The organism is Streptomyces sp. NBC_00647 (genome assembly GCF_045207245.1).
GTDB lineage: Bacteria > Actinomycetota > Actinomycetes > Streptomycetales > Streptomycetaceae > Streptomyces.
Genome location: NZ_CP109040.1, coordinates 5,009,262 through 5,031,393 on the forward strand (window position 1 = coordinate 5,009,262; position 22,132 = coordinate 5,031,393).

General features: G+C 71.0%; 25 protein-coding genes. 6 read left to right on the plus strand and 19 right to left on the minus strand.

Annotated elements, in window-relative coordinates:
• Positions 1–87 precede the first annotated feature (87 nt).
• The 3 genes from OG788_RS21900 to OG788_RS21910 form a co-directional block, all read right to left on the minus strand.
• Entirely contained in the window at positions 88–1,356 is a 1,269-nt protein-coding gene (locus tag OG788_RS21900; protein ID WP_406372911.1) for a GNAT family N-acetyltransferase, read from the minus strand.
• Between the two features lie 321 nt (positions 1,357–1,677).
• Positions 1,678–2,808 (minus strand): asparaginase, encoded by a 1,131-nt coding sequence (locus OG788_RS21905; protein ID WP_406372913.1) that lies wholly within the window; start codon positions 2,806–2,808, stop codon positions 1,678–1,680.
• Between the two features lie 144 nt (positions 2,809–2,952).
• Positions 2,953–3,609, minus strand: coding sequence for an AmfC protein (locus OG788_RS21910; RefSeq protein ID WP_406372915.1), 657 nt, complete (start codon positions 3,607–3,609; stop codon positions 2,953–2,955).
• 194 nt (positions 3,610–3,803) lie between these two features.
• Here OG788_RS21910 and dtd point away from each other — a divergent pair, with 194 nt between their 5' ends.
• Entirely contained in the window at positions 3,804–4,229 is a 426-nt protein-coding gene (gene dtd / locus OG788_RS21915; RefSeq protein ID WP_261702074.1) for a D-aminoacyl-tRNA deacylase, read from the plus strand.
• Positions 4,230–4,318: 89 nt separating this feature from the next.
• Here the strand turns inward: dtd and OG788_RS21920 are convergent, their stop codons facing one another.
• From OG788_RS21920 to OG788_RS21945, 6 genes are all read right to left on the minus strand, one after another.
• Positions 4,319–5,284, minus strand: coding sequence for a folate-binding protein (locus OG788_RS21920; protein ID WP_351537062.1), 966 nt, complete (start codon positions 5,282–5,284; stop codon positions 4,319–4,321).
• 157 nt (positions 5,285–5,441) lie between these two features.
• On the minus strand, positions 5,442–5,867 hold the full coding sequence (locus OG788_RS21925; RefSeq protein ID WP_266760165.1) for a Fur family transcriptional regulator: 426 nt from the start codon (positions 5,865–5,867) through the stop codon (positions 5,442–5,444).
• 55 nt (positions 5,868–5,922) lie between these two features.
• A complete protein-coding gene (locus OG788_RS21930; protein ID WP_266760167.1) occupies positions 5,923–6,498 on the minus strand; it encodes an FABP family protein in 576 nt (191 codons plus the stop codon).
• Between the two features lie 262 nt (positions 6,499–6,760).
• Positions 6,761–7,651 (minus strand): hypothetical protein, encoded by an 891-nt coding sequence (locus OG788_RS21935; protein WP_406372917.1) that lies wholly within the window; start codon positions 7,649–7,651, stop codon positions 6,761–6,763.
• A 176-nt stretch (positions 7,652–7,827) separates the two neighbouring features.
• Positions 7,828–8,775: a hypothetical protein gene (locus OG788_RS21940; protein WP_406372919.1), complete on the minus strand. Its 948-nt coding sequence runs from the start codon at positions 8,773–8,775 to the stop codon at positions 7,828–7,830.
• Positions 8,772–9,533, minus strand: coding sequence for a hypothetical protein (locus OG788_RS21945; RefSeq protein ID WP_406372920.1), 762 nt, complete (start codon positions 9,531–9,533; stop codon positions 8,772–8,774). Before OG788_RS21945 ends, OG788_RS21940 begins: the two co-directional genes overlap by 4 nt.
• 243 nt (positions 9,534–9,776) lie before the next feature.
• Between OG788_RS21945 and OG788_RS21950 the strand changes: the two genes are divergently transcribed.
• Positions 9,777–10,139, plus strand: coding sequence for a DsrE family protein (locus OG788_RS21950; RefSeq protein WP_261702080.1), 363 nt, complete (start codon positions 9,777–9,779; stop codon positions 10,137–10,139).
• 96 nt (positions 10,140–10,235) lie between these two features.
• Here OG788_RS21950 and OG788_RS21955 read toward each other — a convergent pair whose 3' ends face one another.
• From OG788_RS21955 to OG788_RS21995, 9 genes are all read right to left on the minus strand, one after another.
• Entirely contained in the window at positions 10,236–10,631 is a 396-nt protein-coding gene (locus tag OG788_RS21955; protein ID WP_356756817.1) for a VOC family protein, read from the minus strand.
• 50 nt (positions 10,632–10,681) lie between these two features.
• A complete protein-coding gene (locus OG788_RS21960) occupies positions 10,682–10,945 on the minus strand; it encodes a DUF3099 domain-containing protein (RefSeq protein ID WP_356756819.1) in 264 nt (87 codons plus the stop codon).
• A 179-nt stretch (positions 10,946–11,124) separates the two neighbouring features.
• Positions 11,125–11,412: a DUF1416 domain-containing protein gene (locus tag OG788_RS21965; RefSeq protein ID WP_054232391.1), complete on the minus strand. Its 288-nt coding sequence runs from the start codon at positions 11,410–11,412 to the stop codon at positions 11,125–11,127.
• 30 nt (positions 11,413–11,442) lie between these two features.
• Positions 11,443–12,288, minus strand: a complete 846-nt coding sequence (locus tag OG788_RS21970) for a sulfurtransferase (protein WP_266760178.1) — start codon at positions 12,286–12,288, stop codon at positions 11,443–11,445.
• Between the two features lie 147 nt (positions 12,289–12,435).
• Positions 12,436–12,516, minus strand: a complete 81-nt coding sequence (locus tag OG788_RS21975; protein WP_350310325.1) for a putative leader peptide — start codon at positions 12,514–12,516, stop codon at positions 12,436–12,438.
• A gap of 356 nt (positions 12,517–12,872) precedes the next feature.
• A complete protein-coding gene (locus OG788_RS21980) occupies positions 12,873–13,616 on the minus strand; it encodes a DUF2993 domain-containing protein (protein ID WP_351537049.1) in 744 nt (247 codons plus the stop codon).
• 170 nt (positions 13,617–13,786) lie between these two features.
• Entirely contained in the window at positions 13,787–15,016 is a 1,230-nt protein-coding gene (locus OG788_RS21985) for a hypothetical protein (protein WP_406372924.1), read from the minus strand.
• Between the two features lie 8 nt (positions 15,017–15,024).
• Positions 15,025–15,279, minus strand: coding sequence for a MoaD/ThiS family protein (locus OG788_RS21990; RefSeq protein WP_081218128.1), 255 nt, complete (start codon positions 15,277–15,279; stop codon positions 15,025–15,027).
• A gap of 67 nt (positions 15,280–15,346) precedes the next feature.
• Positions 15,347–16,228, minus strand: coding sequence for an alpha/beta hydrolase family protein (locus OG788_RS21995; protein WP_406372926.1), 882 nt, complete (start codon positions 16,226–16,228; stop codon positions 15,347–15,349).
• A gap of 253 nt (positions 16,229–16,481) precedes the next feature.
• On the opposite strand from OG788_RS21995, the gene OG788_RS22000 reads away from it, so the two are divergent.
• Together OG788_RS22000 and OG788_RS22005 are read left to right on the plus strand one after the other, a co-directional pair.
• Positions 16,482–17,300, plus strand: a complete 819-nt coding sequence (locus OG788_RS22000) for a response regulator transcription factor (RefSeq protein WP_351537040.1) — start codon at positions 16,482–16,484, stop codon at positions 17,298–17,300.
• A gap of 23 nt (positions 17,301–17,323) precedes the next feature.
• Entirely contained in the window at positions 17,324–18,346 is a 1,023-nt protein-coding gene (locus OG788_RS22005) for a LacI family DNA-binding transcriptional regulator (RefSeq protein ID WP_356756828.1), read from the plus strand.
• A 150-nt stretch (positions 18,347–18,496) separates the two neighbouring features.
• On the opposite strand, the gene OG788_RS22010 is transcribed toward OG788_RS22005, so the two are convergent.
• Positions 18,497–20,254: a trypsin-like serine protease gene (locus tag OG788_RS22010; protein WP_406372929.1), complete on the minus strand. Its 1,758-nt coding sequence runs from the start codon at positions 20,252–20,254 to the stop codon at positions 18,497–18,499.
• Positions 20,255–20,711: 457 nt separating this feature from the next.
• On the opposite strand from OG788_RS22010, the gene OG788_RS22015 reads away from it, so the two are divergent.
• The gene (locus OG788_RS22015) at positions 20,712–21,923 is read left to right on the plus strand and encodes a S1C family serine protease (protein WP_406372931.1); all 1,212 of its coding nucleotides are present in this window, start codon (positions 20,712–20,714) and stop codon (positions 21,921–21,923) included.
• A gap of 14 nt (positions 21,924–21,937) precedes the next feature.
• Complete coding sequence (locus tag OG788_RS22020; protein WP_406372933.1) at positions 21,938–22,123, plus strand: hypothetical protein; 186 nt, start codon at positions 21,938–21,940, stop codon at positions 22,121–22,123.
• Positions 22,124–22,132 lie beyond the last annotated feature (9 nt).

The following is a 22,132-nucleotide window of genomic DNA, read 5'->3' on the forward strand; positions in this document are numbered from 1 at the left end:
GCACCACCGCACCACCACAACTGAATCGCTACGGATCAGAACTCGGCACCCGCGTGGAAGGAGAACCACCCGACCGGCAGCAGCAGTTCAGAAGATGTCCGGGCACCACGGTCGCCTGGACGTCCGCAGCAGGGCGTCGGCAACGGAGGCGGCGCCCTCTTGCCGTTCCCGGACCCGGCCCAGCGCCACCAGCCGCACCGCGGACTCGTCTCCGAGCCACAACGTCGCCAGGTCCGCCACGGACAGAGTCAGTTGGGCCTCCTCGGCGGTGGGCGAGCAGGTCGCCGTACCGTCCGGGGCGGCCTGGAGCCGATAGCGGCCGCCGGCCGACCCGCTCCCGTCCAGCACCTCCAGCACGAGCGTCCCGGCAGCCCCGTACGTCCGTGCCTCCAGAGCCCGTACGACGTCCAGGATCCGCACCCAGAGCCAGTCCGACTGGGTGGTGATGCGGGCGGCGCGCGGGTCCGGCAGGAAGTGCGGCAGCAGGTCGTCGGGGGCACGTCGGCCGGTCTTGACCCGGGTGATCCAGTCGATCGAGCAGAGGTACCGCCACAGGGCGCGCTCGGCCGCCGGTGTCACCGCGAGCAGCCAGTTCACCTCGGCCGTGTTCCGGGGCTGGTTGGCGTCGCCCCAGTTGTCGTCCGACTCGTAGGCGACCAGGCCCTCCACCTCGCCGGACGCCGATCGGTACGCGGCGTAGAACGGTTCCTTCCAGGGTTCGCCCCCGAGATTCAGCAGACCGGTGTTGATCTGCCACCAGCGGTCGTCGCGGCTGACCGCTCCGGGCCGGCCGCGCCGGAACCGTTCGTGCAGCTCGGGACCCGCCTTGCGGACGTCCTCGGGGTCCACGAGGTCGATACGGCCGCCGTCGGCCGGGCCCGCCCAGCGGGGGTCCAGACCGGTGCGCGGTACGTCGATGGTCCACTCGGCGGTGGTGGTGACGGGGCCGAAGCCGTAGCGGCCGTAGATCGGGTACTCGGCGGCGATGAGCGTCGCGACGACATCGCCCCGCTCCTTCGCCGCCGCCAGGTCGGCCTCCATCATGCGGGTGAGGAGGCCCCGGCGGCGGTGCGTGGGCGAGACGGTCACGTTGGAGATCGCGTCCGCGGGGACGGCCGCTCCGCCGACCACGGTGAGCTCCTGCGGGAACGACCTGAAGGTCGCGACACAGCGGTTGCCGTCGAACGCGCCCAGCGTCCTCGACAGCAGGAGCCCCGGCGCCCGCGCCTCGGCCTCCTGCCCCGACACGGTCGGCGCCCGCAGGAACCCCGTCTTCAGCGCGCGCAGCCAGTCGGGGATGTCGGGGGTGGTGATCGGTCGTACGTCGATCGTGTCGATGGCGTCGTGCGGGGTCATGGGGCCACGCTAGGTGTACGCCGACGGGGTGTCGCGGGGATTTCCGCGCCGCCCCTCCGGACGCCCTCCTGACGCCCTTCTGACCCTCTCGCCCCTCCTGACCGTCCCGCCCCTTCCGCACGGGGACCACGGGCCCACGGACGTTCGTCCACCGCGGGGGCGTTCTCCACCGCGGGGGCGTTCTCCACCGCGGGGGCGTTCTCCACCGCGGGGGCGTTCTCCACCGCGGGGGCGTTCTCCGCGGGCCGGTGGGAGCCGGCAGGGCCGGTCACGCGAGTCCCCGTGCCCCTACGCGGGACGCTCCGGCCCACGGCGTCCCTCTCAGAACGCCGCCCGGATCTCCCCCACCGCGCGCCCGCCGCCCAGCAGAGGTGCGCTGCCGATCCGGGTCACCACCGGCGCTTCCACGCCCAGCAGGCCCAGCGCGCGGGCCAGGACGGGGCCCAGTGCCCGGCCCCCGCCGTCGTCGATCTTGAAGGCGAGGGCGCGGCCGTCGGGGAGGGCAACCGCCTGGACGGCCTCGGCGCCCATCTTGGAGAGGGCGCCCGGGACCTCGCGCATCAGCCAGGTGTCGGGGCGCCGAGTGCCGGCCACGTACTCGGGGTGGGCGCGCATGGCGTCGGCGACGCGGCGTTCGGCGGAGCCGGGGGCCGCGAGGACGAAGGAGCGGAAGGCGCGGGCGAGGCCGGTGAGGGTGATCGCCATCAGGGGCGCCCCGCAGCCGTCCGTGCCGACCGCGGCGACCGGCTCCCCGGCGGCCTCCTCGACCACGGAGTGGATCAGCTGCTGGAGGGGGTGCCCGGGATCGAGGTACGACTCGGTGGGCCAGCCGCGCAGCGCGCACACCGCGAGCATCGCCGTGTGCTTGCCGGAGCAGTTCATGGTGACCCGGTCGCGGACGGCACCGGAGGCGAGGTAGGTCTCGGCCTCGACGGGGTCCAGCGGCAGGTCCGGCGGGCACTGGAGCTGCTCGGTGATCAGCCCGTGCTCCACGAGCATCTTCTGGACCAGGTCACGGTGGAAGGTCTCCCCGGAGTGGCTCGCGGCGGCGAGGGCGAGACGCTCCCCCGCCAGATCCAGGCCCGCGCGCAGGACGCCCGCGGCCTGCATGGGCTTGTTCGACGAGCGGGGGAAGACCGGCGCCGTCACGTCGCCGAGCGCCAGCTCGACCGTCCCGTCGGCGGCGAGCACGACCAGGCTGCCGCGGTGGCGGCCCTCGACGAAGCCGGACCGCACGACCTCGGCGAGGACCGGGAGTCCGCCGGGCGTGCCGGATGCGGCGGATGCGGCGGCAGTACCGGCCGCACCTGGCGTTCCCGTCCTGCCTGTGCCGCCCGTGCCGCCCGTCGTGCCGGGCGTACCGGGTGCACTCGGAGTGACGGGTATGCCGGGTATGCCGGAGGCGTCGTCGGGGGCGGGGGAACCTTCGGGCGTGCTGGGAGCGACGGACATCGGCGGTGGCCTTCCGGAACGGGGACCCGCTCGGAAGGCGCCGGCCGGGTCGTGTCCCGGACCGCGCCCCCACCGGTGTGGAGCGGGCGTGCGCCTCCTGGATTCCGGCGCGCCCTCGGCCCCGGGATCGCCGGGGCCGCCACGTCACATGAGCAGGTCGTCTACTTGTGCTTCGCCTTCACGGTACCTGCGGGCGATCTCGGTGCTGCAGTCGTCGGCCGTGCGCTGAAGCTGCTGGCGCTGCCGGGAGACCTGCTGCTCATAGCGGACGAGGCGTCCCAGTCCCGCGATCAGCTCTTCGTCCGTCCGGGCGTCCAGGTCCGACAGCTCCACCTCGGCGAGCATGTCGGCGGCCAGTGCCCGGTACTCCTCGCCGTGCGGCGTGCCCACCGTCACATGGCGGGCCGAGGAGCGGTACCGGGCCGGCGCGTCCGTCAGGATCTCGGAGAGCCGCTCGACGACGGACGGCTTCCCGCCGTCCACCAGCGACCGGGGTCCTGAGACCGCGCCGGGCACCCGCCGCTCCCCGCGGCGCGCGAGCTCCGCCCGCAGGATGTCGATGCGCCCCTGGAGCAGCCGCCGGACATAACTGAGGTCGGCCTCGTCCCGCTGCGCGTCGCGGCGCAGCGTCCGCAGTTCGGGCAGCCGGAGCAAGGCGACGTCGGGCCGGGCCGGATCGGCGGCCCGCGGGCCGCTGTCGGTGCGCTGCACCGGTGGCCGGGCCGTCATCCTCCCCGCCCGTTCACTCGTGCGGGTCAATGACACGGCCCCGGGCTGCTGCCCGGTCCTCGATGTGCTCATGTGCCTCTACCGTCCCCTCGACCGGCGCGGTCAACCCAGCGGGTGCACCGCAACACCCCGCATGGTGCCACCCCAGATGGTCGCTATGTGACCGAGTGACCCGATCGGCCCCAGATGGCGGGTTGGTTACCCTCAGAAATCACGCGAAGGGCCCGCAGCTCGTGACACCGGCGTGACACGGCATCATGGTCCGCATGCGTGCGGTGGTGCAGAGGGTGGACGGCGCGAGCGTCGTCGTGGACGGCGAGACGGTCGGCGAGATCAGCGGCGAGGGACTGTGCGTCCTGGTCGGGGTCACGCACGAGGACACCAAGGAGAAGGCGGCCCAACTCGCGCGCAAACTCTGGTCCGTTCGGATGCTGGCCGACGAGCGGTCCTGCTCCGACATCGACGCGCCGCTGCTCGTCATCAGCCAGTTCACGCTGTACGGCGATGCCCGCAAGGGCCGCCGCCCCACCTGGAACGCCGCCGCCCCCGGCGATGTGGCCGAGCCCCTCGTCGACGAGGTCGTCGCCCAACTCCGCGCCCTGGGTGCCACGGTGGCCACGGGCCGCTTCGGCGCCCGGATGCGGGTCTCACTGACGAACGACGGCCCGTTCACCGTCCTCCTGGAGATGTGAGCCCCCCGGAGTCCTCCCGAAGCCGTCCCGAAGCCGTCCCGTTGACGCGGTCCCTCACGGAGACGTGGCCCCTCACGGAGACGTGAGTGCTACGGCTCGACCACGACCTCCTGTGCCGCCGCCGTCGAGTCCGCCATCAGCGCGGCGTCCAGCGGCACGTTGCGCTTCACGAGCGCCAGGGCGATCGGGCCCAGTTCGTGATGGCGTACGGACGTCGTGATGAAGCCGATCTTGCGGCCGTCGGAGTCCTCGGACGCGAGGCGCAGCTCGGTCCCGTGCGGGGGCAGATGCACCTCGCTGCCGTCGAGGTGGAGGAAGACCAGCCGGCGCGGGGGCTTGCCCAGGTTCTGGACGCGGGCGACCGTCTCCTGACCGCGGTAGCAGCCCTTCTGGAGGTGCACCGCCGTGCCGATCCAGCCCAGCTCGTGCGGGATGGTGCGGTGGTCCGTCTCGAAGCCGAGGCGGGGCCGGTGCTGCTCGACGCGCAGGGCCTCGTGGGCGAGGAGACCGGCCGCGGGACCGGCCTTTGCGGCGTACGCGTCCAGGTCCGCGCGCGGGAGGAAGAGATCACGGCCGTACGGCGTCTCGCGGACGACGACGCCCTCGGGGACCTCGGCGATCGAACCGGCCGGGAGTTCGACGACCGCGAAGTCGGCGGTGCGGTCGGCGACTTCGACGCGGTAGAAGAACTTCATCGACTCCAGGTAGGCGATCAGCGCCTCCTGGGTGCCGGGTTCCGTGTGCATCCACACCGTCGTGCCGTCGTCCACGAGGTACAGCGCGTGCTCGATGTGGCCGTTCGCGGAGAGGATCAGCGCCTCGGTGGCACGGCCCACCGGGAGGTCGGTGACGTGCTGGGTGAGCAGCAGGTGCAGCCAGGCCAGCCGGTCGTCGCCGGTGACGGTGACGACTCCGCGGTGCGAGAGGTCCACGAAGCCGATGCCGTCGGCAAGGGCGCGCTGCTCACGGAACAGGTCGCCGTAGTGGGCGGCGACGCCTTCGTCCACGCCCTCGGCGGGAACGGCGCCGGGCAGGGACAGGAGGGAGCTCTTCATGGACATACACACTACGACCGTGGGGTCGCCGATTTTATTTCTGGGACGACGACCGCATGATCACCCGATCCGATCGTTTCTCCACGCTCGCACCCTCACGATCGCTTCTCCACGTTCGTACCTGCATGATCGCCTCTTCACGATCGCGTCTTCACGATCACTTCTTCCGGGCCGCGCAGTCCTTGCAGCGTCCGAAGATGGCGAAGTGCTTCATGTCCGTCTCGAAGCCGAAGGTGTCCCGGAGCTTCGCGGTGAACTCGGCGGCGACCGAGACGTCGGCCTCGATGACGTTCGTGCAGTCGCGGCAGACGAGGTGGATGTGGTGGTGCCGGTCGGCCAGGTGATAGGTCGGCGCGCCGTGCCCCAGATGGGCATGGCTGACCAGCCCGAGCTCCTCCAGGAGCTCCAGGGTCCGGTACACCGTGGAAATGTTGACCCCCGACGCCGTCTTCCTCACTTCCACGAGGATGTCGTCGGGGGTCGCGTGCTCCAGGGTGTCCACTGCTTCGAGGACAAGCTGGCGCTGCGGCGTCAGCCGGTAGCCGCGCTGCCTGAGGTCGCTCTTCCAGTCGGTGCTCACCACACTGGAAGTCTAGGACCATTCCTGTCGGTGCCGACCTGATGAACTACACGGCGGCCTACTTGAAGAAGGCGATCCCGTCGTCCGGCATGTCGTCGGGCAGGGCCTTGGCCCAGCGCTCGACGTCCTCCGGGGTGACGACCTTCTTCAGGTGTCCGGACATGTAGGGGCGCAGCTCGACCTCGGGGGTCTGCTTCTCGCCGACCCACATGAGGTCGCTGTTCACATAGCCGTAGAGGCGCTTGCCGCCGCTGTAGGGACCGGCCGCGGCCGTACGGGCCACGGCGTCGGTGACCAGGTCGATCTGCGGCTTCTTGTCGGCCAGCTCGCCGTACCAGATCTCGACGACGCCGTCGTCGCGGGTCATCACGACCTCGACCTTGCGGTCGGAGTCGATGCGCCAGAAACCGGCCTCCGACTCCAGCGGCCGGACCTTCTCGCCGTCCGCGTCGAGCACCCAGCTGTGCGAGCGGTACTCCAGGAAGTCCCGCCCGTCGTGGGTGAAGCTGACCTCCTGCCCGAAGTTGCACTTCTCGGAGCCGGGGAAGTCGTGGACACCGACTCCGGCCCAGTCGCCGAGCAGGAAGACAAGGGGGACCAGGTCCTTGTGGAGGTCCGACGGGATCTCGATCATGAGCTGAGCAGTTCCTTGATGGGGGTCAGCGCTGGCCCTGGTACAGCTTCTTCACGGCCAGTCCGGCGAAGGCGAGCACGCCGACGCAGACCAGGACCAGCAGGGTTTCGAAGAAGATCTCCACGGGGTGCTCCTCGATGAGCGGAACGGGGTCCCCGCCCGGGCGCAGCCGAGACTGGGGAGGTACACAAGGCCGGGCCCCAGCTTACGCGGCTGGGGCCCGGCACTCTCTTGCAGGTACACCCTGTCGGAGCGTCCGGTCTCAGCCGAGGAGCTGGCTCTGCAGGACCACCGTCTGCTGGAAGGGAATCTCCGGCGCCCGGCCCTTGCGGGACTGCACCACCAGCCCGAGGGTGTCTCCGGCCACCAGATACGCCTGCCTGACCTGCTCGGCGCCGTACGGCTTGGCCTCCGCGTACGCGTAGCGGGAGACGTCGTCCATCCGGGTGCTGTCCGGGAAGCTCTCGTCGCTGTGCACGTCGGCGGCGCCCCGGAGCGCGAAGTTCGGGCTGTCCCAGCTCGTGAGCTCGTCCTGCTGGAGCGCGTCGACGACCGCGGCGGTATCGAACCGGAGCAGGTAGACCCGGGTGTGCGTGCCGTCCGGGGTGGTCCAGCCGCGGGCGGCGATGTGCCGCAGGCCGTAGTCGGTCAGCAACTGGCCGATCTCGTCGCGGTCGTCCTTCGAGGAGTACCCGGCCAGGAAGTCCTTCCTCGGCAGCCAGCCGTCCGCACCGCGCAGGCCGTTGTCGGCCGTCGCGCCCTTGGGCGAGGGCAGCAGCAGCTTCCGCAGGTCGGCGAAGTGGACGCTGGGCGTGTTCGCCTCGTCGAAGGGGCGCGGGCTGCCCGAGGGCAGCGGCGGCAGCTGGATCTCGGGGTAGTCCCACCGCCCGTCCGAGGCGGTGGCCAGGCCCGGGACGTCGGTGCGCTTCATCTCCGTGATGCCGTACGTGGAGGCCGCGCAGGCCGCCGCGAACGCCACGACCGCCGCGGTCCAGCGCAGCGTGGCGCGGAGGACACGACGATCCTTCTTCACCGGGGGCCGCGCCGGGAACGGTTCGGCCGGGGACACGGCCGACGGTGCGTCCACCGGCGCTTCCGGCAGGACGTCCGTCGGCGCTTCCGGCAGTACGTCCGTCGGCGCTTCCGTCCGCACGTGGGTCGGTGCCTCCGTCGGCGCTTCCGTCCGCACGTGGGTCGGTGCCTCCGTCGGCGCTTCCGTCCGCACGTGGGTCGGTGCCTCCGTCGGCGCATCCGTCCGCATTTCGGTCGGTGCCTCCGTCTGTACTTCCGCCGGCGCTTCGTCATCGAGCGGCACGGAAAGGTTCTCGGTCATACGGCCTCCCCCGGGTCCGTGATCCGGTCGAGCTGGGCGGCCAGGAAGCGGGACACGGCCTGGCTGTCCAGCGGCTTGACGCCGGACACCGTCGCGTTCACCAGCACGTCTCCCACGTACGCGGAGCAGATCATCTCGTCGAGCTTCTCGTCACTGTCCTTGGGCGGCAGGAAGCACCCGGCGTTCTTGTGCCCCTCGATCTTCGGGCCCTTCCGGAAGATCCCGAGTCCGTCGAGGAAGCTGTTCTGCCCCGTCGCGATCTCCCGCACGGTCCGCTGGTTCTCCATCTGGGACAGCGTGACGCTGACGATGAAGGACTTCTTCTTGTACACGGCATAGGGGTCGGAGCTCAGGTAGCTGCGCATCACCATGCCCTTGATGTGCTGCTCATCGATCCGCTTCTCCAACTGCCGCCGCTGGGTGCGCGGCAGCCCGCCGATCGCCTCCTTGCGCAGCGCGGCGGCCTGGCGGCCGGTCAGTTCGGTGTCGGACCCGAACTCACCGAGGTCCGGGCCGCGCGTGTAGCCCTCGTCGTAGGGCAGGAGCATGCCCTCCAGGCCGGTGGCGGCCTTCGGCTTCTTGTCCTTCACGGCCTTCGGGAAATGCCAGGTGGGCTTCCCCGGATCACGGTCGGCCTCGTCCACGGTCACGACGGTCTGGCCGACGCCGGCGACGACGGCGCCGAGCAGCAGGACTGCACCGGACACCGCGGCGACACGGCCCCGGCGCAGCCGCTTCCTGGGCGCGGCGGTGTCACCCGCGGTGGGCTCACCGCTGGGGTCACCGGCGGCGGGAACACCGAGGCTCTGGGCAGGGACCTCACCGGAGGTCTCCTCGGAGGTCTCGGCGGAGGTCTCGGCGGAGACAGCCGTGGAGTCCTCGGAGGCCTCACTGGAAACCTCGGCGAGGCTTCCAGCGGAATTCTCGACATGGTTCTCGCTCACAGCTGCCTCATCTGCCGTTCGGCCAGATCCATGATCTTCTCCTTGGGGATCGGCTTGGTGTCGTAGATCCAGATCTCCATGTGGATGTCGCCGCGCCAGGCGTGCGCCTCCGCCGAATACACCGGGAGGTAACCCGGCTTCGTGTCCGGCCGGGTGTGGACGTACGCCATGCCGTCACCGGTGCCGGGGACCGGCCAGCTGCGGGTGCCGGCCTCCTTCTCCGCCCAGTAGTGCCCGCTCTCCGAGCCGTCGGCGGCTTCGAGGGTCTCCTCCTGGCGGAACTGCACCAGGCGGATCTCCACGGCATAGGTGCTGCCCTGCTGCCATCCGGTGACGGCCGCACGGCGGAACTCCTCGGCGAGGAGGTCGGCGAAGGCGCTGACGGGCTTCTCGTAGGCGTCCGCGTACTGCGGCAGGTCCATCCAGCCGTCGTCACCGACCGCGTACTCGAGGTCCCGGGAACCGTGCGGCCGCTTGACCAGCAGCTTGCGCAGGTCGCCGTCCGTCTTCACCCGGTGGTCCTGGGCGGCGGACAGCGGCTCGGGGCCTGCGCCCTTGGCCTGGGCCAGCACCGGCTGCGACAGCGAGGGCAGCTTGGTGGGCTCGCGGTCGGCCTGGATCAGGAATCCGGCGCAGGTCCCGGCGACGAGACCGAGCACGGCGGCCGTGGCGATGAGCAGCGTCGTACGGCCGCGCCGACGCGCGCGCGGTGCGACCACTGCGGGCTGCTCCGGCTCCGCGGCCGCTGCGGTCGGCACCGACGCCGGGACCTCCTCGGCCGGCGCGGGCTGCGTCGGCTCACGAGGGGTCGTACCGGGATCGACAATCGGCGCGTCCGCGGGCACGCCCGGTCTTTCCGGTGTTTCGGGTCCTTCGGGTACTACCAAGACGTCCCCCCACGAACGTGAAGCACGGATTCCGTATCCGCGCGCACAGGAGACCCATGGCCCACACACGGGGTTGCCCTGGCGATGATCACGATTCGGCATACCATGGCGGCCATGGCGAACAAGCTCGTGATCAAGGTGACGGCGGGGGCCGATGCCCCGGAGCGCTGCTCACAGGCGTTCACCGTCGCGGCGGTGGCCGTGGCCAGTGGCGTCGAGGTCTCCCTCTGGCTGACCGGCGAGTCCGCGTGGTTCGCGCTGCCGGGCCGCGCCGCGGAGTTCGAGCTGCCGCACGCGGCGCCGCTGCCCGATCTGATCGACTCGATCCTGGCGGCCGGACGCATCACCCTGTGCACTCAGTGCGCGGCCCGGCGCGACATCACGGAGAAGGACGTCCTGGAAGGCGTACGGATCGCGGGTGCGCAGGTGTTCGTGCAGGAGGCGATGGCGGACGGGACGCAGGCGCTCGTCTACTGACGACGTCCGCGTCCCTGCTCACGACGTCCGCACCCCTGCTCATGACGTCCGCGTCCCGGCTCACGGTCCGCGCCCCCGATCACGGCGTCCGTGCCTCTACTGGCCGCGTCCGCGCCGCCCGCGCGTGTCCACCCAGAGGCAGAAGGGGTGCCCCGCCGGGTCGAAGAGCACCCGTACGTCCTCCTGGGGCTGATGGTCGGCGAGCCGGGCACCCTGCCCGACGGCGTGGGCGGTCTCCTCGGCCAGATCGTCGACCTCGATGTCGAGGTGGAGCATCATTCGCTGGTCGCCGGGGCCCGCGGGCCAGACCGGCGGTGTGTACAGCGGCTCGGTCTCGAAGGCGAGCGCCATCCCGCCGAACGGCGGGCCGATGAGCACCCAGTCGGGCTCCTCGGCGCGCACCTCGTATCCGAGCAGCCGCCGGTAGAAGTCGGCCAGTTCGTGGGCGTCGGGCGCGTCGAGCACCACCGTGGACAACCTCGTACGCGACATAGACGCTTTTCCGCTCCTACCGCTGCCGCCGTTTCACCGCTGCCGCCGGCTCACTGCTGCCGCCGTTTCTTGCCGTCCAGCTCGTCCCACCACTCGTCGGACTTGGCGTCGCCGGACGGGTCGTCCCACCATCTGTCCTCGGGCCCCCGCCGGTTGGCCACCATCGCGGCCACCGGCGGGATCACCATGGCCACCACGCACATACCGACGGCCACCGGAACCGACCACAGCCGTACGACGCCCCAGGCGAGGACGAACAGCACGATGCACGTCCCCATCATGACGAAGTACAGGTGACGCCTGCGCGCGTACATACCACCAGCGTAGGCCCGGACAACCCGTCCGGCGCAGCGTCGGCGGGACCCTGAGGGGTGGGGCGGGCCGAGCGAGGGCGAGCCGAAGGGCCGCACCCCGATCCGGTAAGCGTCCAACCCCCGGGGGTGCGGCCCTTCGGCCGTTCAGTCGACTGCCGTCACGGACGGCGGTCTGCCGTTCAGACGGCGATCGCGACCTCGGCGAGGCCGCCCGTCTGGGCGACGACCGTGCGGTCGGCGGTGCCACCCGGGACCAGGGCCCGGACGGTCCACGTGCCCTCGGCCGCGTAGAAGCGGAACTGGCCCGTGGCGGAGGTGGGGACCTCCGCGGTGAACTCGCCGGTCGAGTCCAGGAGACGGACGTAGCCCGTCACCGGCTCGCCGTCGCGGGTCACCTGACCCTGGATCGTGGTCTCACCGGGCTTGATCGTCGAGGCGTCGGGGCCGCCGGCCTTCGCTCCACACATATTTCGATTCCGTCCTTCAGGCCTTGAGGGTTACTTGTTGGCGCCGAGCTCGATCGGCACGCCGACGAGGGAGCCGTACTCGGTCCAGGAGCCGTCGTAGTTCTTGACGTTCTGCACACCGAGGAGCTCGTGCAGCACGAACCAGGTGAGCGCGGAACGCTCACCGATGCGGCAGTACGCGATCGTGTCCTTGGCGAGGTCGACCTGCTCGGCGGCGTAGAGCTCCTTGAGCTCGTCGTCCGACTTGAAGGTGCCGTCGTCGTTGGCGTTCTTCGACCACGGGATGTTGCGGGCGCTCGGGACGTGGCCCGGACGCTGCGACTGCTCCTGCGGCAGGTGCGCCGGGGCGAGCAGCTTGCCGCTGAACTCGTCGGGCGAACGGACGTCGACCAGGTTCTGCGAACCGATCGCGGCGACGACGTCGTCACGGAAGGCGCGGATCGAGGTGTTCTGGGCCTTGGCCTTGTAGGCGGTGGCGGCGCGCTCGGGGATCTGCGAGCCGTCGACCAGGTCGCGGGAGTCGAGCTCCCACTTCTTGCGGCCGCCGTCGAGCAGCTTCACGTTCTCGTGGCCGTAGAGCTTGAAGTACCAGTAGGCGTAGGACGCGAACCAGTTGTTGTTGCCGCCGTAGAGGACGACCAGCGTGTCGTTGCCGATGCCCTTCGACGAGAGGAGCTTCTCGAAGCCCTCCTGGTCGATGAAGTCACGGCGGACCGGGTCCTGGAGGTCCTTGGTCCAGTCGATCCGGATGGCGTTCTTGATGTGGTTCTTCTCGTACGCCGACGTGTCCTCGTCGACCTCGACGACGGCCACGTTCGGGTCGTCCAGGTGATCCTGGACCCAGTCGGCGTCTACCAGGACGTCGCTGCGGCTCATGCTCGTTCTCCTCCGGGGCAGTTGCGGCGGGGTGGTGCGATGGAGAGGGTGCGCGGTGATGCATGCCGGTGAGGGCTGCGCGGCGCAATGGTGGCCCCGACAAGAGAGGTCGAAGGGCCCGGCTCGCGGAAGGCGGGAAGCTTCCGCTCAGAAGGTGCGACAGAGCATGGCGGCGACGCGGCACAGGTCTACTGCCCGCCGCTTCGTGAGATCCGCCTGTCGCTTCATGGGTCCGATCGTAGGGACGGACAGGCGGGCATGTCACCGGTGTGTCGTATATTGAGACGCGATCGTCCGCATAGTGGTATGCGTACGCCGTCGAGGCCCGGCCCGCACGGGTTCCGGGGGCCTGTATCGGTCGTCACATCAACAGCGCATCTGCGGTACGGACGGGGCCGTCTCGCCTTTCGGACAGCCGCCCTCCGAGGGGACGTCCGCCGGAGCCGCCCGGTGGGGCCGGGCCGTCTGCCGGATCGGCCCCGGCAGGGCCATCTGCCAGGGAGTCCGGCAGGACCGGCCACAGGGCCGGCCCGGTGGAGCCTGCCACCCGGCCGGTCCGGTAGGGCCTTCGGCCCGACGGCCTTCTACCCGACCAGCCGGACGTCCGAACCCTTCACCGAGATCTCGACGCCGCCCGGGGCCGCCTCGACCTTGTCGAGCTTGATGCCGCCGGGCAGTTCCTCGATCTTCTGCTGGAAGTCGGTGATCGAGCGGATCTTGCCCTCGGCGAGCTGGACGCCCAGCTTGGGCAGGGAGTCGGCGTGCACCTTCACCGTGTCGCCGGAGACCGCGACGGAGCTGAGCACCGAGACCGGCTGGGGCAGCTTGGTGCCGAGAACCGTCGCCGAGACGGTGACCTTGATCTTGCCGTCGCCACCGTCGGACAGGCCGATGACCTGGGCGGTGACGCCGGGCGCGACCTGCGCGGGCTCGGACTTCGCGGCCTTGAGCAACTCGGCGTACGTGATCGACGCGGTGCCCGTGGCGCTGTCGGCGGTGGCGGAGCTGTAGTCGCCGCTGAAGGCGACGCCGTGCATCTCGGCGTTGAGGTCGTCGATGCGGATCGTGCCGGCGGCGGAGTCCGTGCCGCCCGTGGACGCCTCGTAGTTCTTGATGCCGATCGTCACGTCGTCGAGCTCGCCGCCGACGACCTGGGTGAGGAAGGGGAAGCCCCCGATGGACACGTCGGGGGTGGCCGCGAGGCCCTCGGTGCTCTTGATCCGGTCCGCCGCCTCGTCCTCCGCGAACCCGACCGCCACCCGGTCGGCGAGCACGAACAGACCGCCGAGAATGACGAAGAGGATCAGGGTTATTCGCAGTGCGCGCATGCTCGGTGTTCCCCCACCTTTGACGTCCCCGTCCGGACGGCCGAATGGCCGCCGAGCGTGAGCCTAACCCCGAAGGGCCCCCGGAACGGGGGCCCTTCATGGCGGTTGTCGATCAGCTGTGACGATTCGGCGCGGCCGGATGACCGGATCCGAACGGCCGGAACGGCCGATCAGCCGAGCGCGCGGCCCAGCAGGTACACCGCCGGAGCGGCGGCGGCCAGCGGCAGCGCCACACCCGCGGTGAAGTGGACGAAGCGGGACGGGTAGTCGTAGCTCGCCACCCGGTGCCCGATCAGCGCGCACACACCCGCGCCGAGGCCCAGGAAGGCGCCCTGCGTGCCCAGGTCCGTCATCCCGCCGACCGCGATGCCGGCGCCCGCGGCGGCCAGCAGCGCGACGACCACGGAGGCCGCCGTGGGCAGCGGCAGCGCGCGGGCCAGGATCGCCACGGCGACCGCGGCGGCGCCCACCGTCACGGCGTCCGGCTCGGCCGCCAGATGCCCGGCCGCGATGATCGACAGCGCCGCGGAGACGACGGTCGCCATCAGGCCGTACATCCGGGTGTCCGGGTCGGCGTGGCTGCGCAGTTGCAGCACGAGGGTCAGCAGCACCCAGACACCGAGGGTGCCGAGGATCGCGGCCGGCGCGTTCTCCCGGCCCGCGACGAGCAGCGCGACGTCCGCGGTCAGCGCACCGGCGAACGCCAGCGCGATGCCCTGCCGGGCGGGCCACATCCCGTTCAGCCGGAACCACCCCGCCGCGGTGACGGCCTGGAGCAGGACGAGCGGAACGACGAGCGCGTACTCCCCGACCGCCGCCGCCCCGGAGAGCAGCAGCGCGAGCACCGCCGTCAGCGCGGCCGGCTGCATCCCGGGCTCGATGATCGGCGACCGTCCCTCGGCGCGGGCGCGCTGGGCGTCGGTGATCCGGGCGTTGCCCGTGACGGTCGCGGGACCGTACCCACCCGCGGCCTCGCTCGCGCTCTCGCGGAGCGTCCCGCCGGGGCGGGAGGGGTCGGCCTGGCCGACGGTGCCGGGCGCCTCGTGGGCGGCCTGCGCCTGCTCCGGGGTCCAGGGCTGCGCCGGGGACTCGGGCGGCAGGGGGTCTCCCACGGCGGCGCCGTAGCCCTGGGGCTCGCCGTAGGACTGGTAGCCCTGCGGGGGCAGATACGCGGTGTCCGCCGCGGAGACCGGACTCTGCGCCTGCGTCTCCCAGGTCTGCCCCTCCCACTGCTGGGTGTGCTGCTGCCACTCGGGCTGCTGCTGTTGGTGCTGGGGCTGCGGCTGCGGCTGTTGCTGCTGGGGCCGACGCCGGCGCTGCGGCTGTTGCTGCGGCTGCTGTTGCGGCTGCTGATACGGGTCGTACCCCTCGTACTGACCCTCGTACGGCTGGTTGCTCATCGTCTCGCTCACCCTCCTGCGAACGGCGGGAGCACCTCGACCGTGCCGCCCTCGGCCAGCCGTACCGTCTCATGCCCTCGGGTACCCACGGGATCACCGTCGATGAGGAACGAGCATCGCCGCAGGACGCGGACGAGTTCGCCGGGGTGTCGTTCGCGGGCAGCGTCGAGTGCCTCGGCGAGCGTGCCCGCCTCGTACGGCTCCTCGGCGACGCCTGCCGCGGCCTTGGCGGCGGCCCAGTAACGCACCGTGCCCTTTGCCATCTCGTCCCTCAATCAGCGATCCGGTGTCGGTGTCGTCCGCGCGCGTGTCCGCGTGAACCCCGTCAGGCTAGCCCGCGTGTGCGAGAGCCCAGTCACCGATACGGGCGAGCAGGTCGTCCGAGGCGGCGTTCTCGGCGTGCCCCATGCCGTGCTCCAGCCACAGGTCGGCGTGGCCGCCGGAGGCCTCGGCCAGCATCCGCGGGTGGTCCACGGGGAAGTAGCCGTCCCGGTCGCCGTGGACGATGAGGAGCGGGGTCGGCGCGATGTGCGGAACGCACTCGACCGGGGACTCCGGCACCGGGTCCCAGTCACGGTGGTGGATACGGGTCCCGAGGCCGAGACGGCCCACGACCCGGCCCTCCGGGCGGGTCACCAGCCAGTGCACCCGCCGCATGGGGGCCGTACCCCGGTAGTACCAGCGGGCCGGTGCGCTGACCGAAACCACCGCGTCCGTTCGCGCCTCCGTGCGCCCCCCGTGCTCCCGGCCGGGCACCGGCTCACGACCGGGCACCGGACCCTTCCTCCCGTACAGCGCCGCGTGCCGCAGCACCACCGAGCCGCCCATGGAGAAGCCGACCGTCACGATCCGGGTGTGCCCGAGTTCACGCGCCCAGGCGACCGCCGCCGCCAGATCGTGGATCTCGCGGTCGCCGACCGTGGAACGGCCGCCCGATCCCCCGTGACCACGGAAGGAGAACGTGACCACCGCCGCACGGCGGCCCAGGACGCCGGCCGCGCGACGCACGTGCGGGCGGTCCAGACCGCCGGTGAATCCGTGCGCGACGATGAACGCAAGGTCACCTGAAGAACCCGTTCCGGGGTCGTAGGCGGCATCGATCGTCACCCCGTCGACTGTGCGCAGAAACCTCCGCGAAGGGACGCGCGACGCTGTCTCAAGGCGTGGACTATTGAAAGATCGCGTCACTTGACCTGCCGGACCTGAGCTCATGTGGGCTATTCTGCTGGGCATGAGGACTCGGGCAGAGTAGCCCCCGGGTCCTTTTGTGCTTTCGGAAGCGTTGTATACGAAGCGGGAAACCGCAGGTGTACGGGGCTCCGGACGTGCAGCGGATCCCAGGGGCGCGGGAACCGCACGTACAGAGCAGTGCCGCAAACGTCCTCGCAGGGACCGAGGAGGAACCAGACGTTATGGGCGAGCGAACCGTGCACGAAGGCAGGACGACCCAAGTGGGTGAGGCGCGATGAGTTCTCTCTTGCTCCTGACCAATGCCCTTCAGCCGTCGACGGAGGTGCTTCCCGCTCTCGGCCTGCTGCTGCACAACGTGCGCGTGGCTCCGGCGGAAGGCCCAGCTCTCGTCGACACCCCCGGTGCCGACGTCATCCTGATCGACGGACGACGTGATCTCCCGCAGGTCCGCAGCCTGTGCCAGCTGCTGCGTTCCACGGGCCCCGGCTGTCCCCTCATCCTCGTCGTGACGGAGGGCGGCCTCGCGGCCGTCACCGCCGACTGGGGCATCGACGACGTTCTTCTCGACACCGCCGGTCCGGCCGAGGTCGAGGCGCGCCTGCGGCTCGCGATGGGCCGCCAGCAGATCGTCAACGACGACTCCCCGATGGAGATCCGCAACGGCGACCTCTCCGTGGACGAGGCGACGTACAGCGCCAAGCTCAAGGGCCGGGTCCTCGACCTGACCTTCAAGGAGTTCGAGCTCCTGAAGTACCTCGCGCAGCACCCGGGCCGGGTCTTCACCCGCGCCCAGCTGCTGCAGGAGGTCTGGGGCTACGACTACTTCGGCGGTACGCGGACGGTCGACGTCCACGTACGACGGCTGCGGGCGAAGCTCGGGCCCGAGCACGAGTCGCTGATCGGGACCGTCCGGAACGTCGGTTATCGATTCGTTACCCCCGAGAAAGTGGACCGCGCCGCGGACGAGGCGAAAGCCAAGGCCGCCCAGCCAAAGCCGGATGATGCGGACGAGACGGCGCACCTGGACGCCGCCGCCCCGGCGCAGGCTCCGGCGGAGCCTCAGGAAGCCGCCGTACGCCCTGCCCAGAGGTAGGTCCATCCGCGTAGACTCCGCGCGTGGCCAAGGTGACTAGGGATGATGTAGCGCGACTGGCGGGTACGTCCACCGCCGTCGTCAGCTATGTCATCAACAACGGACCCCGGCCGGTCGCCCCGGCCACGCGCGAGCGCGTTCTCGCCGCGATCAAGGAGCTGGGGTACCGGCCCGACCGGGTCGCCCAGGCCATGGCCTCGCGGAAGACGGAGCTCATAGGACTGATCGTGCCGGACGCGCGCCAGCCCTTCTTCGGGGAGATGGCGCACGCCGTCGAACAGGCCGCCGCCGAGCGCGGAAAAATGGTCCTGGTCGGCAACTCCGACTACATCGCCGAGCGCGAGGTGCACTATCTGCGCGCCTTCCTCGGTATGCGGGTCTCCGGACTGATCCTCGTCAGCCACGCGCTGAACGACCACGCGGCCGCCGAGATCGACGCGTGGGACGCCCGCGTGGTGCTCCTTCACGAGCGCCCCGAGGCGATCGACGACGTCGCCGTCGTCACCGACGACATAGGGGGCGCCCAGCTCGCCACCCGGCACCTTCTGGAGCACGGGTACGCGTACGTGGCCTGTCTCGGCGGTACGGCCGAGACGCCCGCCGTCGGCGACCCCGTCTCCGACCACGTCGAGGGCTGGCGGCGCGCCATGCAGGAAGCCGGCAAACCGACCGAGGGACGCCTCTTCGAGGCCCCGTACAACCGGTACGACGCCTACAAGGTCGGCCTGGAACTGCTCGCCGGACCGCACCGGCCGCCGGCCATCTTCTGCTCCACGGACGACCAGGCCATCGGCGTCCTGCGCGCCGCGCGCGAACTGCGCATCGACGTGCCGGGGCAGCTGGCCGTCGCCGGGTTCGACGACGTCAAGGAAGCGGCGCTGACCGACCCCCCTCTGACAACGATCGCATCGGACCGCTCCGCGATGGCCCGCGCGGCCGTGGACCTCGTCCTGGACGACGGGCTGCGGGTGGCCGGCTCCCGGCGCGAGCGACTGAAGCTCTTCCCCTCGCGGCTGGTGGTACGCCAGTCCTGCGGCTGCGCGTAAGCCCCGCCGGCCGACCAGGCCACCCGCACCAGGCAGACGAAAGCGGAGATCCCCGCGCCCCTGACGGGACGCGGGGATCGCTGCTTCCCGAAGGAAGGAAAGCGGAAGAGCGGAAGAGCGGGAGAGCGGGAGAAGCGGGAGAAGCGGGAGCTAGAACAGCAGGTTGTACTGGTTGAAGCCGGTGCCGAGGCTCTTCCGGGTGCCGAACAGGCTGCTGGAAGCCTTGTCGGTGCCGGGGTAGAGCCAGAGCGTGCCGCCCGAGTCGCGGGCGAGGACGTCGGCGATACCGTCGCCGGTCATGTCCCCGTTGGCCACGTACGAGGTGAAGTTCCAGCCCGTGCGCGCCTGGATGCGAGCGGCGAACGGGGTCTTCTCGACCTGCGTGCCCCGGTAGAGGTACAGGACGCCGGAGCTGTTGCGGACCAGCAGGTCGGCACGGCCGTCGCCGGACAGGTCACCACGGCCGAAGATCTTGACGTTCTTCCACGCCTTGTCGACGACCTTGACGCGGCCGTAGAACTGGCCGGTGCCCTTGCCCGGGTAGAGGTAGACCGAGCCGTCGGAGTCCACCGCGACCAGGTCGGGACGCGCGTCACCGGTCAGGTCGCCGGGGATGGCGTAGGACTTGTAACCGCCCCACACCGAGCTGATCTGCATCCACTCGAACTCGCCCGAGCCGTGGTTCAGGTAGCTGCGGTACAGCTTGCCGTCACCCTTGTCGCGGACGATCAGGTCCTGGAAGAAGTCCCGGTCCAGGTCGGCCTGCATGACCCAGGTGGCGTTCTGCCACCCGTTCCCCTGGTAGGCGCGGGTGGCGAGCGAGGTGCCCTTGCTGTCCTGCTCGAACAGTCCGCCGGACGGCGTGCGCTCCAGCAGGTCGGCACGGCCGTCGAAGGTCAGGTCCGTGTCGTCGATGCGCGGCTGGGCTGCCCAGGTGTACGAGGACACCTTGGTGAACACCGGGTAGGCGCCCTTCGCGGTGCAGCCGGAGACGCCCCACGAGACGATGCCGACGACCTTGCCGCCGACGATCACCGGACCGCCGGAGTCACCGTTGCACGGACTCTTGGTGCCCTCGTCGGTGCCGGTCGCCGGGGCGCCGGCGCAGAACATCGAGCCCTCGACGAAGTCGTCCTCGCCGAGGACGGTCTTCATCGCGGTGTCGCAGGTGGAGTCGGCGACCAGCGGGAGGGTGACCTTGCGCAGGTTCGCCGACAGGTCGGCGTCCTCGGCGCCGGAGGTCAGGCCCCAGCCGTAGACGGTGGCCGAGTTGCCGGCCTTGTACGAGGCGCTGTCGCCCGCGGCCACCAGCTTCGTCCACTGCTGTTCCAGCGGACGGTCCAGGGTGAGGACCGCGATGTCGTTCCGGATGGTCGTCTCGTCGTAGTGCGGGTGGTTCCACTGGCGGTGGACGCCCGCGACGGTGCCGTTGGTGTCGTCCAGCAGGCCGGTGGCACCGGCGACGACGGCGCCGTTGTCCACCCAGTCCAGACCGGCGACGCAGTGCGCGGCCGTCAGGACCTTGTTCGGGGCGACGAGGGTGCCGCCGCAGAAGTAGCCGACCCCGGCCGTGCTGTCGTAGTAGGAGAGCTGGACCATCCACGGCGCGGAGGAGATCGTCGTCTCGCTGCCGCCGATGATGAACGGTGTCTTCTTGGGCGCGGTGCCGGGGGTCGCCTGGGTCTTGGCGGCCTCGACGACACGGTGGCGCAGCTCCTGGTCGGAGGCGGCCGGCGCGGGCGCCGTCGCGGACTGGGCGACGCTCGCGTCGGGCAGTCCGGCCGGGTTGCCGGCCGCGGTGGCGGGCTGCGCCGCGAGGGCGCCGGCGCAGGTCAGCGCCAGCGCGAGAGCGGCCGCCGGCAACGCCGTGACGGGGCGTCTCCAGCGGTCGCGCAGGGCAGGTATCACTCAGGACTCCTGGGATGGGTGCGTGTGTGCTGTCTTCGGCCGAGGCCCGGGAAGGGCATACGACGCACCGGCCCGTTCGACGACGGCAATCGCTTGCAGCGACATCGGGCGTAACCGCGGAGCCCCCCTCCGGCCCGGAGATCGTAGGCACCGCCCGCCCCTGAACACACGGCCTTCACAGCGGTCGGTCAAGTGTTCGCCCCCGGCCTTCCGTGACATCACCCGGGCGCAACCCACTGTTCGCCGAGCCCGTCCCGAGCACGCCGGGAGGGGCCGCGAGCACGCCGGGAGCGGGCCGTGGGCACCACCGGGAACGAGCCGTGGGCACCACGGGGAACGGGCCGCGAGCGCCACCGGAAGCTCACAGGAAGCGCCTTTATATCGGGCATACGAGGTTCTGTCGGGCTTCTCAGGGACCACTCAGGGAGCTCTCATGATCGGGGGACAGTCTTTTTTCATGACCGAGAGCTTCCGCCGCAGCGGCGAGTACCCCCAGGGCGACGACCACGGGTCCGCGTACCCCCAGCAGCAGTCGCACCCCTCCACCCCCGTGAACCCCGAGTGGCCTCCCCCGCCGGCGTACGACCCGGTCGCGCCGGTCCACGTCGAGCCGGGCACCACCGTGTGGCCGGGCTCCGGTCACGGTGGCGGCGGGAACGGCGGCCACAGCGCCGGTCCGTACGCCGGCTACCCCGAGCCCGACCCCGCCGGCTCCACCGCGGTGTTCGCCACGGTCCCCGGCGGGCAGGAGCCCGCCGCCCCCGCCACCGCCAAGCGGCGCCCCAAGGGCCCGTTCGCCCTGCTCGCCGCCGTCGCGATCGTCGCGGCGGCGATCGGCGGCGGTACCGCGTACGGCTTCCAGGAGCTGACCGGCAACGACACCGTCGCCTCCAGCAGCACGAGCACCAGCGTGGTGCCGACCAGCCAGAAGGGCACGGTCTCCGGCGTCGCGAAGGCGGTCAGCCCGAGCATCGTCGAGATCAGCGCGACCTCGAACGCGGGTTCGTCCACCGGCTCGGGCGTGATCATCACGACCGGCGGCGAGATCATCACCAACAACCACGTCATCTCGGGCGCCTCCGAGATCAAGGTGCAGCTGAACAACGGCAAGTCGTACACCGCGAAGGTCGTCGGCACCGACAGCAAGAAGGACCTCGCGCTGATCAAGCTGGAGAATGCGCCGTCCGGGCTGAAGATCGCGACGCTCGGCGACTCCGACGGCGTCCAGGTCGGTGACCAGGTCGTCGCGATCGGCTCCCCCGAGGGCCTGACCGGCACCGTCACCAGCGGAATCGTCTCCGCCCTCGACCGTGACGTGACCGTCTCCACCGACGAGAGCCAGGGCCAGCAGCAACAGCAGGACGGTGGCGGCAGCGGCCAGTGGCCGTTCGAGTTCGGCGGCCGGGAGTTCAACGGTGACACCGGCTCCTCCACGACGACGTACAAGGCCCTGCAGACCGACGCCTCGCTCAACCCGGGCAACTCCGGCGGCGCCCTGATCGACATGAACGGCAACATCGTCGGCATCAACTCCGCGATGTACTCGGCCGCTTCGGACTCCTCGTCGTCCTCGTCGAGCGCGGGCAGCGTCGGCCTCGGCTTCGCCATCCCGATCAACACCGTCAAGTCCGACCTGGCCACCCTGCGGGCCGGCGGTTCCGACAGCTGACCCCGGAGGTCGCCATGATGATCCAGCACGTCGCGCACACCGCCTCGGACAGCGACGGCGACCCGGCCGGACTCCGCCTCGCCCTCGCGGTCACCCGCGAGCTGCACACCCCCGCGCGGCGGGCCCCGGAACTGGCCCCCGCCGTCTCCCGGCCCGCCGCGCACCGGGCCTCCGCCCACCGCCGTACCGTACGAAGCTGATCCATTCCG

Excerpts from the sequence above, each read along its gene's own strand:
- OG788_RS21900 (WP_406372911.1), bottom strand. The coding sequence starts at position 1,356 with ATGACCCCGCACGACGCCATCGACACGATCGACGTACGACCGATCACC.
- OG788_RS21905 (WP_406372913.1), bottom strand. The coding sequence starts at position 2,808 with ATGTCCGTCGCTCCCAGCACGCCCGAAGGTTCCCCCGCCCCCGACGAC.
- OG788_RS21910 (WP_406372915.1), bottom strand. The coding sequence starts at position 3,609 with ATGAGCACATCGAGGACCGGGCAGCAGCCCGGGGCCGTGTCATTGACC.
- dtd (WP_261702074.1), top strand. The coding sequence starts at position 3,804 with ATGCGTGCGGTGGTGCAGAGGGTGGACGGCGCGAGCGTCGTCGTGGAC.
- OG788_RS21920 (WP_351537062.1), bottom strand. The coding sequence starts at position 5,284 with ATGAAGAGCTCCCTCCTGTCCCTGCCCGGCGCCGTTCCCGCCGAGGGC.
- OG788_RS21930 (WP_266760167.1), bottom strand. The coding sequence starts at position 6,498 with ATGATCGAGATCCCGTCGGACCTCCACAAGGACCTGGTCCCCCTTGTC.
- OG788_RS21950 (WP_261702080.1), top strand. The coding sequence starts at position 9,777 with ATGGCGAACAAGCTCGTGATCAAGGTGACGGCGGGGGCCGATGCCCCG.
- OG788_RS21955 (WP_356756817.1), bottom strand. The coding sequence starts at position 10,631 with ATGTCGCGTACGAGGTTGTCCACGGTGGTGCTCGACGCGCCCGACGCC.
- OG788_RS21960 (WP_356756819.1), bottom strand. The coding sequence starts at position 10,945 with ATGTACGCGCGCAGGCGTCACCTGTACTTCGTCATGATGGGGACGTGC.
- OG788_RS21965 (WP_054232391.1), bottom strand. The coding sequence starts at position 11,412 with ATGTGTGGAGCGAAGGCCGGCGGCCCCGACGCCTCGACGATCAAGCCC.
- OG788_RS21970 (WP_266760178.1), bottom strand. The coding sequence starts at position 12,288 with ATGAGCCGCAGCGACGTCCTGGTAGACGCCGACTGGGTCCAGGATCAC.
- OG788_RS21975 (WP_350310325.1), bottom strand. The coding sequence starts at position 12,516 with ATGAAGCGACAGGCGGATCTCACGAAGCGGCGGGCAGTAGACCTGTGC.
- OG788_RS21980 (WP_351537049.1), bottom strand. The coding sequence starts at position 13,616 with ATGCGCGCACTGCGAATAACCCTGATCCTCTTCGTCATTCTCGGCGGT.
- OG788_RS21985 (WP_406372924.1), bottom strand. The coding sequence starts at position 15,016 with ATGAGCAACCAGCCGTACGAGGGTCAGTACGAGGGGTACGACCCGTAT.
- OG788_RS21990 (WP_081218128.1), bottom strand. The coding sequence starts at position 15,279 with ATGGCAAAGGGCACGGTGCGTTACTGGGCCGCCGCCAAGGCCGCGGCA.
- OG788_RS21995 (WP_406372926.1), bottom strand. The coding sequence starts at position 16,228 with ATGAGCTCAGGTCCGGCAGGTCAAGTGACGCGATCTTTCAATAGTCCA.
- OG788_RS22000 (WP_351537040.1), top strand. The coding sequence starts at position 16,482 with ATGAGTTCTCTCTTGCTCCTGACCAATGCCCTTCAGCCGTCGACGGAG.
- OG788_RS22015 (WP_406372931.1), top strand. The coding sequence starts at position 20,712 with ATGACCGAGAGCTTCCGCCGCAGCGGCGAGTACCCCCAGGGCGACGAC.
- OG788_RS22020 (WP_406372933.1), top strand. The coding sequence starts at position 21,938 with ATGATGATCCAGCACGTCGCGCACACCGCCTCGGACAGCGACGGCGAC.